We start from the raw sequence: 14330 nt of genomic DNA on the forward strand, positions 1-14330 counted from the left end.
CGTCCCCGCTCCCCGGCAGACGTGGAGCGGGCACGGGACGGGCCGTCCGCGAGGGTCCAGCCTACCCGGCGGCGCCCGGTCCCCCCGGCACGGCGCCCAGCGCACGGAGCGTCTCGCCCACGAGGTCGTCCACGAGGCGCGCGCGCCATGCCGTCCACGCGCTCGGGCCGAGCGACGACGCGTCCGCCTCCGTGAGCGCGCGCAGCACCACGAGCAGATCGGCGCGGTGGTCGACGGCGTCCGCGAGCTCCTCGACCGTCGCCGGGTCGTCGGGGTCCTCGCTCACGGCGAGGCGCGAGAGGGTGAGGTGGTGGCGCACGAGGCGCTCGACGTCGGCCACGACGTCCGGCTCGAAGCCCATGCGGCCGAGGATCGCGGGCACGAGCCGTGCGCCCTCGACGGAGTGGTCGGCGGCGCCGGCCCGCTTGCCGATGTCGTGCAGCACCGCGGAGAGCAGCAGCAGGTCGCTGCGCTCGACCTCCTTGCGGGCGCGCGCGGCGCGCGCCACGACCTCGACGAGGTGCCGGTCGACGGTGTGCCGGTGCACGGCCGCGCGCTGCGGCCGGTTGCGCACGCCCGCCCACTCGGGGATCCACGTCGTGACGACGCCCGCGAGGTCGAGCGCCTCCCACACCGCGACCTGCGCCTGGCCGGACCCGAGCAGGGCGAGGAACGCGGCCCGCGCGGCGCGCGGCCACGGCTCCGGCAGGGCGGGGCAGCGCGCGAGGCTGGCGACGGACACGGGCGAGAGCGTCAGGCCCGTGCGCGCCGCGGTCGCCGCGGCGCGCAGCGACAGGAGCGGGTCCGACTCGGGGTGGGCGTCCACGGCGAGCACGAGCTCGCCGTCGTGCTCGACGAGGCCGTCGCCGACCGGCCGCAGCCGTGGCGCCGCGCGGCGTCCCCGCACGAGCACCGGGCGGCGGGCGACCGACGGCCGCTGGAGCGCCTGGCGGGCGCGGCGGACCGTGGTGTCGAGCGCGTAGGAGATCTCGCGGCCCGCCGCGGCGAGGCTCGCGAGCAGCTCGTCGGGGTCGTCGTATCCGGACAGCGCGGCGACCTCGTCGAGGTCGGCGAGCAGGAGGCGGCTCGTGTGCCGGCCCGTGACGACCTGGAGCGTGTCGCGGACGTCGAGCAGGTGGGCGTGCGCGCGGTCGACCGACCCGTGCGGGCGGTCGGTGAGCCACGTCGCCGCGAGCGCCGAGAGCACGACCGCGTCCCGGATGCCGCCGCGCGACTCCTTGAGGTCGGGCTCGATCAGATAGGCGAGCTCGCCGGACCGCTCGGCGCGCTCGCGCGTCGAGGAGAGCAGGTCGGGCAGGCGGCGGCGCGACGCGGAGCGCCAGTCGGTGAGCACCGCGGACGAGGCGCGGTGCACGACGAGCGCGTCCCCCGCGACCGCGCGCACGTCGAGCCACCCGACGGCGGCGGGGACGTCCTTCGACGCCACCTGGCGGCACTGCGACAGGGAGCGCACCGCGTGGTCGAGGTCGACGCCCGCGTCCCACAGCGGGTACCAGAGCCGCTCGGCGACGCGCGCGACGTCGTCGGCGGTGTGGGTGCGGCCGTCGTGGACGAGGACGAGGTCGAGGTCGCTCGCCGGGCCCATGTCGCCCCGCCCGAGGCTGCCGACCGCGGCGAGCGCGAGCCCCTCCGGTGCGACGCCGTCGGTCGCCTCGAGCCAGAGGCCCGCGAGCGAGGACGTGACGAGGTCGACGACGGCGGCGCGGCGCGCGACCCCGCTGCGGCCCGGTCCGCTCATGGACCGCGCGACGTCGAGCATCCGCGCACGCAGGTCCCGCACCCCGTCGGGGTGCGGGACCTGCGTGCCGTGCTCTCCCGGCCCTGCCGGGCGCCCCGCCGATCCCCCTGCGACCCCGCCCGTGGTCGGGGTGTCGGCGTGGTGGGTCATCCGAGGGTCCGTCTCCTCACAGGGCGCCGGGGCCGTGCTCGCCCGTGCGCACCCGGGCGACGTCGTCCACGGTCACCGTCCAGACCTTGCCGTCGCCGATCTTGCCGGTCTGCGCCGCCTTGACGATCACCTCGGTGACCGCGGTGGCGTCGGCGTCGTCGACGAGGACCTCGATGCGGACCTTGGGGACCAGGTCCACCGTGTACTCGGCGCCCCGGTAGACCTCGGTGTGGCCCTTCTGGCGGCCGTACCCGCTGGCCTCGCTGACCGTCATGCCCCGCACGCCCGCGGCCTCGAGCGCCGACTTCACGTCGTCGAGCCGGTGCGGCTGGATGATTCCCGTGACGAGCTTCATGCCCGCACCTCCCTGATGACGCTGCCCTGCTGGATGGACTCGTACGCCGTCTCGCCGTGGACCGCGAGGTCGATGCCGCCGACCTCCGCGTCCTCGCTCACGCGCCAGCCCATCGTGACCTTGAGGATCAGGCCGATGACCGTCGTCGTGATCGCGGTGAAGACGATCGCGACGAGCGCGATGAGCACCTGGACGACGAGCTGCTGCGCGCCGCCCCCGAAGAAGAGGCCCGTGTCGGTCGCGAGGAAGCCGATCGCGACGGTACCCCAGAGGCCGGAGACGAGGTGGACGCCGACGACGTCGAGCGAGTCGTCGTAGCCGAAGCGGTACTTCAGGCCGACCGCGAGCGCGGAGAGCGCGCCGGCGACGAGGCCCAGGACGATCGACGTGACGGGGTTGAGCGCGCCGGCGGCGGGCGTGATCGCCACGAGGCCCGCGACGACGCCGGACGCGGCACCGAGCGACGTGGCGTGACCGTCGCGGATCTTCTCCGTGACGAGCCAGCCGATGATGCCGGCCGCCGTGGCGCTCGTGGTGTTGATCCAGGCGAGGCCGGCCGTCTCGTTCGCGCCGAACGCGGAGCCCGCGTTGAAGCCGAACCAGCCGAACCACAGCAGGGCCGCGCCCAGCATGACGAACGGCAGGTTGTGCGGGCGCATCGGCTCGGTGCCGAAGCCCTTGCGCTTGCCGATGAGGAGCGCGAGCACGAGCGCCGCGACACCGGCGTTGATGTGGACGACGGTGCCGCCCGCGAAGTCGATCGGCGCGACCGTGGCGGCGCCGTCGGTCACCCCGAACACCTTCGCGGCGAGACCGTTCTCGTTGGCCGAGAGGAAGCCGCCGCCCCACACCATGTGGGCGAGCGGGAAGTACGTGACCGTGACCCAGATCGCCGTGAACGTCAGCCACGTGCCGAACTTGACGCGGTCGGCGAGCGCACCCGAGATGAGCGCGACCGTGATGATCGCGAACGTCACCTGGAACGCGATGTCGACCACGTTCGGGTAGTTGCCGAGCGTGCTCGCGACGGCGCTGCCGTCGGCGTCCGTGATCGCCCCCGAGAGACCGAACTGCGCGAACGGGTTGGCGAACAGGCCACCCGTGCCGGCCTCGCCGTAGGACATGGACCAGCCCCACAGCACGTAGACGACGCCCACGACGGCCATCGCGCCGAAGGACATCATCATCATGTTCAGCACGGACTTGGCGCGGACCATGCCGCCGTAGAAGAACGCCAGTCCGGGCGTCATCAGGAGCACGAGGGATGCTGAGGTCAGCATCCACGCGGTCGCCCCGGTGTCCCACTCCATCGGATCATCTCCCCTCGCCGGCCGGGCGGCCGGTCGGGGACTACGGTGGTGCGGGCGGGTTTCCCCGGCGGTGTCGCCGCGTTACGCCGGCGTGACAAGGGCGGCCCGGACGTAAACGTTCGGTTTCGCCGCACCGCGCGGGCGCCCGGAGCCCGGCGCCGCGACCGGGCCGTGATCGCGCCGTGACACGACCGTGACCCGCCGGGCGACCCGGACCGGCACCCGGCCGGGCACTATGGCCGGGCGTTGCGGCCGGGCGTCGCGCCCGGCCGCGCCCGCGCCTCAGGCGCCGAGGAGCCCGTCGACGAACTGCTCCGGGTCGAACGGGGCGAGGTCGTCGGGCCCCTCTCCCAGGCCGACGAGCTTGACGGGCACGCCCAGCTCGCGCTGGACCGCGACGACGATGCCGCCGCGCGCGGTGCCGTCGAGCTTCGTCAGGACGATGCCCGTGACGCCCGCGACCTCGCCGAAGACGCGTGCCTGGTTGAGGCCGTTCTGCCCCGTCGTCGCGTCGAGCACGAGGAGCACCTCCGACAGCGGGGCCTCCTTGGTGATGACGCGCCGGATCTTGCCCAGCTCGTCCATGAGGCCCTGCTTGTTCTGCAGGCGCCCGGCGGTGTCGACGAGCACGACGTCCGCGCCCTCGGTGCGGCCGCGGCGCACCGCGTCGAACGCGACGGCCGCCGGGTCGGCGCCGTCGCGGTCGGACCGCACGGTCGGGACCCCGACGCGCGAGCCCCAGGTCTCGAGCTGGTCTGCGGCCGCGGCGCGGAACGTGTCCGCCGCGCCCAGCACGACGCTGCGGTCCTCGGCGACGAGCACGCGCGCGAGCTTGCCGACGGTCGTCGTCTTGCCGGTGCCGTTCACGCCGACGACCAGCACGACGGCGGGCACCGTGGACCCGTCCTCGGCGGTGCGCGGGGACGTCGCGAGCGAGCGGTCGAGCGTCGGGTCGACGAGCGCGACGAGCTCGGTGCGCAGGAGGTCGCGCACGCTCGCGGCGTCGCGCACCCCGAGGACGCGGACCTTGGTGCGCAGCGCGTCGATGAGCTCGCCGGCCGGCCCGGCGCCGACGTCCGCGAGGAGGAGGGTCTCCTCGAGCTCGTCCCAGTCGTCCTCGGTGAGGTGGTCCCGCGAGAGGACGGACAGCAGGCGGGCGCCGAGCGGCGACCCGGAGCGAGCGAGGCGCTCGCGCAGCCGGACGAGCCGACCACCGACCGGCTCCGGGCGCTCGAGCGCGGGCGGGGCGGCGACGTCGGGCTCCGGCGGCGCCTCCACGGTCGCCGTGCCGGGCGGTGCCTCCACGGCGTCCGGCGCGGTCGCGGGGGGCGCGGCAGGGGCCGTGGGCGGGGGTTCGACGAGGTCGCGGCGACCGCGGCGACGGACCGACACGGTCCCGGCGGTGACGAGGCCGACGACCAGGAGGACGCCGAGGACGATCCAGAGCGGGAGGAGGTCGTTCACCCCGGAAGTCTCTCAGACCGATGCGGTGCTCACGCCTCGGGAGGGCGCTCCCCCGGGTGCAGCGGGCGCACGCGCTCGCGCGCGCGGTGCAGGACGTCGGTGAGCTCCTCGGCGTCGACGTACGCGTTGGACGACACCTGCGTGGCCGTGAAGAAGTCGTCGATGCTCGTGTCCACCGGCCGCGGCATGCGCACGGTCGCGACGTGCTGGCCCGGGTTGTCGCCCCGGCGGCGACGCCGCCGCAGCCCCGAGCGGAAGTCGCGCCAGAAGGCGCGCATCCCCTGCTCGCCGTCCCGTCGGTCACCCGTCGCACCGGTCGACTGCGCCTCGGCGCGCGCGACGACGCTCGCGAACAGGAACACGACGGCGGCGACGCCGAGCGTGAGCCCCAGCCACACGAACATCCAGACCATGCCCTCCAGTATCCGGGCGCCGGAATGCGTCGCGACCGCAGCCACGCCGGGGCTCGGCGATCAGCACCACATCTTCACAAGGCCCGGAATTGCAACGATCCTGGAGGTTCCGCCCAGGTGCGGACGAGGCGGACGGACCGCCCCGCGCCGGTCAGGCGGAGACCTCCTCGCGCGCCTCGGACATGCGCTGGCTGATGACCGTCGTGACGCCGTCGCCGCGCATCGTCACGCCGTAGAGCGCGTCGGCGATCTCCATGGTGCGCTTCTGGTGCGTGATGACGATGAGCTGCGAGTCCTCCTGGAGCTCGCGGAAGATCTCGAGCAGGCGACCGAGGTTCACGTCGTCCAGGGCGGCCTCGACCTCGTCCATGACGTAGAACGGCGAGGGCCGCGCCTTGAAGATCGCGACGAGGAGCGCGACCGCCGTGAGCGAGCGCTCGCCGCCGGACAGCAGGGACAGGCGCTTGACCTTCTTGCCCGCGGGACGGGCCTCGACCTCGATGCCCGTGGTCAGCATGTCGTCCGGGTCGGTGAGGACCAGGCGCCCCTCGCCGCCCGGGAACATGCGGGCGAACACGCGCTCGAACTGCTCGGCGGTGTCGCGGTACGCGTCCGAGAACACCCGCTCGACGCGCTCGTCGATCTCCTTGACGATCTCCAGCAGGTCGGCGCGCGACTTCTTGAGGTCGGCCAGCTGGTCGGCGAGGAACTTGTGCCGCTCCTCGAGCGCGGCGAACTCCTCGAGCGCGAGCGGGTTCACCTTGCCGAGGCGGCCGAGGTCACGCTCCGCGGCACGCAGGCGCTTCTCCTGCTGGGCGCGGTCGTACGGGACCGTGCGGGGCTCGCCGTCGTCGGAGGGGACGGGGACCTCGCGGTGCGGGCCGAGCTCCTCGACCAGGACGGCCGGGTCGAGCCCGAGCTCGTCGACGCTGCGTGCCTGGAGCTGCTCGATGCGCAGCTGCTGCTGCGCGCGCGCCACCTCGTCGCGGTGCGCGACGTCCGTCAGCTCGCGCAGGCGCGCCGCCAGGTCGTCGACCTCGCGGCGCGCGGCGGTCACCGCGGTGTCGCGCTCGGCCCGTGCCGCCTCCGCGGCGTCCCGCTCCGCGCCCGCCCGGCCCAGCGACCGGTCGATCGCGGCGAGGGCGAGCGTCGCGCCGTCGCGCACCGCGGACGCTCGGCCCGCCTGCCGCACCCGCGCCGCCTCGCGCCGCGCGGCCCGCTCGCGCGCGTCGCGCTCCGCGGCGGCCGCCCGGGCCAGCGACTGGGCCCGGCCCGCGACCGCCCGCGAGCGCTCCTCGCTCGTGCGCAGGGCGAGCCGCGCCTCGGTCTCGGCCGTGCGCGCCGCCGAAGCACGTGCGAGGAGTCGGTCGCGCTCGGCGCTCGCCTCCGCCACCGCGTCCTCGGACTGCTCCGGCGCCGCCTCCGCGACCTCGAGCCGCTCGACGAGCCCCGCGAGCGTCTCGCGTGCGTCGTCGAGACCCTGGGACGCCCGCTCCAGCGACGTGCGCACGCGCTCGGCCTCCGCGGCGGCCGAGCGCGCGGTCGCCCCCAGGTGCCCGAGCTGCTCCGCGACCGCGGCGAGCTGCGCGTCGGACTCGTTGAGCCGGTCGAGCGTGTCCTCGTACCGGGCGCGCGCCTCCTGCGCCGCCTCGCGCGCGCCCACGAGCGCGAACCGGGCCCGCTCGGCGCGGGCCGTCGCGTCGGCGTGCGCGGTGCGCGCCTCGTCGAGCGCCGACTGCAGGTGCAGCACGCTCGGCGCCGACGCCGACCCGCCCCACGCGCGCGTCGTCGCGAGGAGGTCCCCGCCCCGCGTCACGACGGCGACGCCCGGGTGCCGCGCCACGAGCGCGCGCGCCTGGCCCAGGTCGTCGACGACGGCCACCCCCGCCAGCAGGGACCGCACCGCCTCGCCGACGCCGCCGGCGGCGGTGACGACGTCGACGGCCCAGCGTGCGCCGTCGGGCAGGTCGACGGCGGCAGGGCCAGGGCCGGGCTCCGCGGTCGCCACGACGAGGCCAGCACGCCCGGCGTCCTCCGTGCGCAGGTAGCGCAGCGCGTCGACCGCGGCGTCGACCGACTCGACCGCGACCGCGTCGGCGGCCGGGCCCAGCGCCGCGGCCACCGCGTCCTCGTATCCCGCCTCGACGCCGAGCAGGGCCGCGAGCGACCCCACGACGCCGACGCCGTCCGCCGCGAGCAGCGCGCCCGCGCCGTCCTTGCGGTCGAGGCTCAGCTCGAGGGCCTCGATGCGTGCGCTCCACGTCGCGCGCTCCTGGTCCGCGGCGGACGCGTCCGCCTCCAGGCCCGTCACGGCGGCGGTCGTGCGCTCGACCGCGTCTGCCGCGGCCTCGTGCTCGGCGTCGAGGCCCTCCTCGCCCTCCTCGGCGCCGACCACCTGGGTCTCGAGCACCGCGAACTCGGTGCGCGCATGCGTGCCCCGGTGCTCGGCCTCCGCGAGCGACTCGCGCAGCCGCCCGATCTCGGCCTCCGCCGCCTCGACGCGCGTGCGCTGCGCCGCGACCTGCCCGGCGAGCCGCGCGAGACCCTCGCGGCGGTCCGCGGCACCGCGGAGCAGCGTCGCGACGGCGCGCTCCGCCTCCCCCGCGGCCTGCTCGGCGTCCTCCCGGTCGGTGACCGCGGCGGCGAGCGCGTCGCGCGCGCGGGCGACCTCCGCCTCGAGCTCCGCCTCGGTCGCGCGCACGCGCTCGGCCTGCGCCTCGAGCTCGTCCGGGTCCTGCCCGCGGGGCGCCGCCTCGGGGCGCCCGAGGAGACGCACGCGCTCCTCGGCGAGCGTGCGCGTGCCGCGCAGCCGCTCGCGCAGTGACGAGAGCCGGAACCAGACGTCCGTCGCGGCCCCGAGGGCGGGCGCGGCCTCCGCGGCCTCGCGCTCGAGCCGGCCGAGCGTGTCGCGCGCCGTCGCGAGCGCGCGCTCGACCTCCGCCTGCTGCGTGCGCAGGGCCGCCTCGTCGGCCATCTCCTGCTCGAGCGTCGCGGTGAGCTGGGCCAGGTCGTCGGCGAGGAGCCGGGCCCGCGCGTCGCGCAGGTCGGCCTGGATCGTCGCGGCCTTGCGCGCGATCTCCGCCTGCCGCCCCAGCGGGCCGAGCTGGCGCCGGATCTCCGTCGTGAGGTCCGCGAGCCGCGTGAGGTTGGCCTGCATCGCGTCGAGCTTGCGGAGCGCCTTCTCCTTGCGCTTGCGGTGCTTGAGGACGCCCGCGGCCTCCTCGACGAAGCCGCGGCGGTCCTCGGGCGTCGCGCGCAGGACGGCGTCGAGCTGCCCCTGGCCGACGATCACGTGCATCTCCCGGCCGAGGCCCGAGTCGGAGAGGAGGTCCTGGATGTCGAGCAGGCGGCACGCGCTGCCGTTGATCGCGTACTCGGACCCGCCGCTGCGGAACAGCGTGCGGGAGATGGTCACCTCGGTGTAGTCGATCGGCAGGGCGCCGTCGGTGTTGTCGATCGTCAGGGACACCTCGGCGCGCCCGAGCGGGGGCCGGCCCGACGTGCCGGCGAAGATGACGTCCTCCATCTTGCCGCCGCGCAGGGTCTTGGCGCCCTGCTCCCCCATCACCCACGCGAGCGCGTCGACGACGTTCGACTTGCCCGAGCCGTTCGGCCCGACGACGCACGTCACGCCGGGCTCGAAGCTCAGCGTCGTCGCGGACGCGAACGACTTGAAGCCGCGCAGCGTCAGGGTCTTGAGGTGCACGAACCCGAGCCTAGTGCGGCGCTCCCACGATCCTGCGGACGTCCGCGACCGGCCGTGGCGGACCGCGGACACCGCGGCGGGCACGCGAACGCCCCGCCCCGGAGGCCCGGGACGGGGCGGACGTGCGTGTGCGGGTCAGCCGAGCTCGGGGAACCAGAGCGCGATCTCGCGCGCGGCGGACTCGGGCGAGTCCGACCCGTGCACGAGGTTCTGCTGGACCTTGAGGCCCCAGTCGCGGCCGAGGTCTCCGCGGATCGTGCCGGGCAGCGCCTCGGTCGGGTTGGTCGCGCCGGCGAGCGAGCGGAAGCCGGGGACGACGCCCTGGCCCTCGGCCACGACCGCGAGGATCTTGCCCGAGAGCATGAAGTCGACGAGCGGCTGGAAGAACGGCTTGCCCTCGTGCTCGGCGTAGTGGGCGGCGAGCAGCTCGGGCGTCGCGTCGAGCAGGCGCACGGCGGCGAGCGTGTAGCCCTTGGCCTCGACGCGCCGGAGGATCTCGCCGGACAGGCCGCGGCGGACGCCGTCGGGCTTGACGAGGATGAGGGTGCGCTCGATGGTCTCGGTCAGTGCGGGTGCGACGTCGGTCATGGTCGCCGAGCCTACCGGCCGCGGGCCCGTGCGCCGCGCCCGGCGGGCGGCCGCCCGGCCGCGTGCGCGCCGCGCCGTCAGCCGGCGTTGGGCGCGGTCTCGGGGTGCTCGGCGTCGTAGGCCGCGCGCTCGCGGTCGATGCGCCCGCCGAGGCGGATCGAGACGATCCACAGGACGACGAAGAGGCCGCCCACGAGGAACATCATGGGCACCACCAGCCCGAGCGCGAGCACGGGCACCTGGACCACGGACCCGGCGACGTACCCGCCGGGCGTGCCCACCATGCGCGACAGCACGACGAGCACGACGGCGAGCACCCCGCCCACGACCCAGATCGACGTCGCGGAGGGCAGCTCGAGCGGGCCGCGCGAGTACGGCACGTCGCGCAGGCCGTAGGCCACGAGCGTCGCGAACACGACGAGGAACGCCTCGAGCAGGAGCGTGGTCGACGCGAACTGGACCTTCGCGGGCTTCTTGGGCTTGATGCGGTCGCCCGGGGACGGGCGCACCGGGCCCGCCGCGCGGCCGTGGCGGGACGGCTGCGCGGCGGGCTGCGACGGCGAGGTGCTCACCCGGTCAGGATACCGGCGCGCCGTCGCGGTCCCGGCTCCCGGGGCGCTCGTCGTCCGGTCCCCGGCCGCCCGCGGGCACGACGACCGCGGCGCCCTCAGCCTCGCCCGTCGCGGGGGCGTCCTCGCGCAGGTCGCCGTGGTCGGCGACGGCCTCGCCGCGCGCGACCATCCCGGCGACGTCGGAGAGCTTGACCTCGCGCAGGAACAGCGCGAGCACGAACCCGACGAGGACGAGCGGGACCAGGTACCAGAACGCGGGGGCGAGCGCGTCGGTGAACGCGTCGACGACGCCCGTGTGGATCGGCTCCGGGAGCTGCTGCACCATCTCGGGCGTGAGCGAGGAGCCCTCCGCGCCGGCGGGGGCCGCACCTCCGGGCACGCCCGCGAAGACGCCCTCGAGGTTGTCGGCGAGCCGCGACGTGAAGATGGTGCTGAACAGCGCCGTCCCGACGGCCGCGCCGATCTCGCGGAAGAAGTTGTTCGCGCTCGTGGCGGTCCCGATCTCGTGCGGGTCGACCGAGTTCTGCACGGCGAGCACGATGGTCTGCATGACGAGGCCCATCCCGGCGCCCATGACGAAGATCATCGCGCCGAAGAGCCACATCGACATGTCGCCCGTGATGCGCGTGAGCCAGACCATCCCCGCCGCGGTGATCGCGAGACCCACCACCGGGTAGATCTTGTACCGCCCGGTCTTGGTGATGGCGATACCGGACCCGATGGCCGTGATCATGACGCCGACCATCATCGGGAGCATGAGGAACCCGGACTCGGTGACCCCGGCACCCGTGGACATCTGCAGGAACGTCGGCAGGAACGCGAGCGCCGAGAACATGCCCATGCCGAGCACGAGACCGATCAGCGTCGCGATGGTGAAGGTCCGGTTCTTGAACAGGTGCAGCGGGAGCAGCGGCTCCTCGGCGCGGTTCTCGACGAGGACGAACGCGACGACCGACACCACGACGGCCGCGACGAGGCCGAGCAGCCACGGGTCGGACCAGTCGTAGCCGGACGACGTCGTCAGCGACTCCCAGCTCGTGACCAGGACGATGCCGGACGTCGCGACGACGAGGAAGAAGATGCCCGCGACGTCGATCTTGCGGCCCGCGCGGTGCGAGGGGAGCTTGAGCGCGACCCACGCCACGACGAACGCGGCGACGCCGATGGGCACGTTGATCCAGAACGCCCAGCGCCAGCCCGGGCCCTCGGTGAACCAGCCGCCGAGGAGCGGCCCGATGACCGCGGCGATGCCGAAGAGCGCGCCCATGGGGCCCATGTACTTGCCGCGGTCCTTGGCGGGGACGATGTCGGCGATGATCGCCTGCGACAGGATCATCAGGCCGCCGCCGCCGAGGCCCTGCACGCCGCGCCAGGCGACGAGCTCGGGGAACGACTGCGCGAACCCGGCGCCGGCCGACGCGACCGTGAAGAGGCCGATCGCGACGAGGAACGGCCAGCGGCGGCCCCAGAGGTCGCCGAACTTGCCGTAGAGCGGCATGACGATGGCGATCGCCAGGATGTAGGCCGTGATGACCCAGCCCTGGTGCTCGACGCCGTGGAGCTCGCCGACGATCGTCGGCATCGCGGTGCCGACGATCGACTGGTCGAGCGAGGACAGGAACATCGACGCCATGAGCGCGCCGAAGATCACCCACACGGTGCGCGGGGTGAGCACGACGAGCGGCTTGCCGCCGTCGACGGGCGGTGCTGCGGTGGAGGAGGCCATGAGGATCCGGTTCGGTCGGGACGGGCGGGCGCGCGCCGACGGGCGCGGCCCGTCGTCGGGTGGAGGCTGGAGGTGCGGCCGGTCGGGTGGGAGGCCCGAGCCGGTGGAGTCCTCGCGCGGGGCGAGGGGTGCGGTCAGGGGGCCGCGGGATCGGGGGCGCGCGTGTCGCGGAGCAGCGCGCGGAGCTGGTCTACGACGCCCGGCAGGTGGTCCACCGGCTCGCCCTCGCGGCCCCGCTGCTGCCACTCGACCGTGCTCGCCCGCAGGAGGCTCATGACGACGAGCGCCAGGAGCTCGGGGTCCGGGACGAACGGCCGGACCGCGCGGCGTGCGACGAGCATCTCGACGAGCTCCGCACGGTGGCCCTCGACCCACGCGACGTGACGCGCGACGAGGTGCGGCTCGCGCTGCACGAGCTCGAGCGTGCGCGCCATGCGCTCGGGGGTGACGACCTCGTGCGCGAGCACGTCGGCCACGACGACCTCGAGGTCGTCGAGGAGCGCGCCCGTCGGACCGCCGGCGACGAAGGCGGCGACGACGTCGGCTCGGACCGAGAAGTCCTCGAGGCCGAGCACGGCGTCGTCCTTCGCGGGGAAGTAGTTGAAGAACGTGCGGGGCGAGACGCCGACGGCCGCGCAGATGTCCTCGACCGTCACGGCGTCGAGGCCGCGGTCGAGGACGAGGGTCTGCGCGGCGTCGACGAGGGCCTCGCGGCGCGCGCGCTTCTTGCGCTCGCGCAGCCCGCCGGGCGACGGCGCGACGCACGCCGCGGCCCGCTCGGCCACGGAGGGGCGAGCGGGCACGTCAGGCGGAGTCGTCGGCACGAGGACCATTCTTGCATCCTCTGCAATTTTGCATCAACTGCAATATCGGGTGACGGAGGTCACACCCTCGCGGCGTCAGACCTCGCCGAACCCGCCCTCGACGGCCTCGACCACCGCGCGCACCGCGTCCGCGGCCTGCGGCCCCTCCCCCGTGACCGTGAGCTCCTGCCCGCCGGTCGCGCCGAGCTTCATGAGCTCGAGGACGCTCGCCCCGTTGACGCCGTCGATCGCGACGCTCGCGTCGAACCCCGCGACCAGGCGCGCGAGCACCGCGGCGGGCCGGGCGTGCAGGCCGAGCGGGTTGCGCAGCGTCACGACGGCGCGGGCCTCCCCCGCCGGCGGGGCGCCGTCCGCAGCGTGCTCCTCCCCGGCCTCCGGTGCCGCGGCGGGGACGGCGAACGTGCCGCCCGCGTGCTCCGCGGACGCGAGGACCTCGGCCACGTCGCCGCCGCCGTGCGCGGTGACGGCCGCCGCGACGGCACCCTCGACGAACGGCGCGTCCGCGAGCAGCACGCGCCCGTCGAAGCCGTCCTCCAGGTCCAGCACCGACTCGACCGTCATCACGGCCGAGCCCAGGTCCGCGAGCACGACGACGCCGTCCGCGACGCGCAGCGCCTCCTCGATCGCCCCGGAGACGCGGTCGTAGCTCGTGCCGAGACCGCCGTCGTCCGTGCCGCCCGCCGCGAGCAGCAGGACGCCGGGCGCCATCTGCGCGGACAGCTCGACGGCCCCCTGCGCGAGGCGCTGCGAGTGCGAGACGAGGACGAGCGCGACCCGGGCCCGCGTGCCGACCGGTCCGGCCACGCCGCTCACGCCGCCGCCGCGTCGCGCGCGGCCTCGAGCAGGATCGCGGTCGACGTCGCGCCCGGGTCCTGGTGGCCCGCGCTGCGCTCGCCGAGGTAGCTCGCCCGGCCCTTCGTCGCCACGAGCGGCACGGTCGCCTCGGCGCCCTCGCGCGCGGCCCGGGCGGCGGCCGCGAGGACGTCGGCCGTCGAGCCGCCCGCGTCGGCCGCGGCCTCCGCCGCGTCGACCGCGGGCTGCCAGGCGTCGACCATGGTCTTCTCGCCGACCTGCGCCTTGCCGCGCGCGGAGATGCCCTCGAGCGCGCCCTCGAGCAGCGCCACGACGCCGTGCGCGTCGAGCTCCGCGAGACCGGTCACCTTCGCGGCACGGAGGTACGCGGTCCCGTAGAGCGGGCCCGAGGCGCCGCCGACGGACGACATGAGCGTCGTGGCCACGAGCTTGAGCACGTCGCCGATCTGACCGGGCGGCTGCTCCCCGGCGGCCGCCCCGTCGAGCTTGGCGACCACCGCGCGGAAACCCCGGTCGAGGTTCTCGCCGTGGTCGCCGTCACCGATCTGGCGGTCCAGCTCCGTCAGCTCGTCCCGTGCCGCCGCGATCCGCTCCGCGCTCAGCCGGGTCCATCGCTCGGCCCAGGCCACGTCCAGCGTCATGCCCCACCT

12 protein-coding genes are annotated in these 14330 nt (G+C 75.3%); all 12 read right to left on the reverse strand.

The features are described from left to right. Positions 1-61: 61 nt before the first annotated feature. Positions 62-1909, reverse strand: coding sequence for a [protein-PII] uridylyltransferase (locus ACPCUX_RS16645; RefSeq protein ID WP_423389203.1), 1848 nt, complete (start codon positions 1907-1909; stop codon positions 62-64). Positions 1910-1925: 16 nt separating this feature from the next. Continuing rightward, on the reverse strand, positions 1926-2264 hold the full coding sequence (locus tag ACPCUX_RS16650) for a P-II family nitrogen regulator (RefSeq protein ID WP_021483028.1): 339 nt from the start codon (positions 2262-2264) through the stop codon (positions 1926-1928). After that, complete coding sequence (locus ACPCUX_RS16655) at positions 2261-3574, reverse strand: ammonium transporter (protein WP_085388128.1); 1314 nt, start codon at positions 3572-3574, stop codon at positions 2261-2263. The genes ACPCUX_RS16650 and ACPCUX_RS16655 overlap by 4 nt, the downstream gene beginning before the upstream one ends. Before the next feature lie 282 nt (positions 3575-3856). Beyond that, positions 3857-5038 (reverse strand): signal recognition particle-docking protein FtsY, encoded by a 1182-nt coding sequence (gene ftsY / locus ACPCUX_RS16660; RefSeq protein ID WP_144722805.1) that lies wholly within the window; start codon positions 5036-5038, stop codon positions 3857-3859. Positions 5039-5067: 29 nt separating this feature from the next. Next, on the reverse strand, positions 5068-5451 hold the full coding sequence (locus ACPCUX_RS16665) for a hypothetical protein (RefSeq protein WP_043660617.1): 384 nt from the start codon (positions 5449-5451) through the stop codon (positions 5068-5070). Between the two features lie 151 nt (positions 5452-5602). Continuing rightward, positions 5603-9157, reverse strand: a complete 3555-nt coding sequence (gene smc, locus ACPCUX_RS16670) for a chromosome segregation protein SMC (protein WP_423389204.1) — start codon at positions 9155-9157, stop codon at positions 5603-5605. 135 nt (positions 9158-9292) lie between these two features. Further along, positions 9293-9745, reverse strand: coding sequence for a nucleoside-diphosphate kinase (gene ndk, locus ACPCUX_RS16675; RefSeq protein WP_031317103.1), 453 nt, complete (start codon positions 9743-9745; stop codon positions 9293-9295). A gap of 77 nt (positions 9746-9822) precedes the next feature. Then, positions 9823-10317: a DUF4233 domain-containing protein gene (locus tag ACPCUX_RS16680; protein WP_306303334.1), complete on the reverse strand. Its 495-nt coding sequence runs from the start codon at positions 10315-10317 to the stop codon at positions 9823-9825. A 4-nt stretch (positions 10318-10321) separates the two neighbouring features. Beyond that, positions 10322-12043, reverse strand: coding sequence for an MDR family MFS transporter (locus tag ACPCUX_RS16685; RefSeq protein ID WP_085388130.1), 1722 nt, complete (start codon positions 12041-12043; stop codon positions 10322-10324). Positions 12044-12177: 134 nt separating this feature from the next. After that, positions 12178-12867, reverse strand: a complete 690-nt coding sequence (locus ACPCUX_RS16690) for a TetR/AcrR family transcriptional regulator (RefSeq protein WP_255218755.1) — start codon at positions 12865-12867, stop codon at positions 12178-12180. Positions 12868-12942: 75 nt separating this feature from the next. Continuing rightward, a complete protein-coding gene (dhaM, locus tag ACPCUX_RS16695) occupies positions 12943-13680 on the reverse strand; it encodes a dihydroxyacetone kinase phosphoryl donor subunit DhaM (protein WP_051028644.1) in 738 nt (245 codons plus the stop codon). Then, on the reverse strand, positions 13677-14321 hold the full coding sequence (gene dhaL / locus ACPCUX_RS16700) for a dihydroxyacetone kinase subunit DhaL (protein WP_061269007.1): 645 nt from the start codon (positions 14319-14321) through the stop codon (positions 13677-13679). Before dhaL ends, dhaM begins: the two co-directional genes overlap by 4 nt. Positions 14322-14330: the final 9 nt, after the last annotated feature.

The sequence above is a fragment of the Cellulosimicrobium sp. AB352 genome (assembly GCF_049538415.1).
Lineage (GTDB): Bacteria > Actinomycetota > Actinomycetes > Actinomycetales > Cellulomonadaceae > Cellulosimicrobium > Cellulosimicrobium funkei.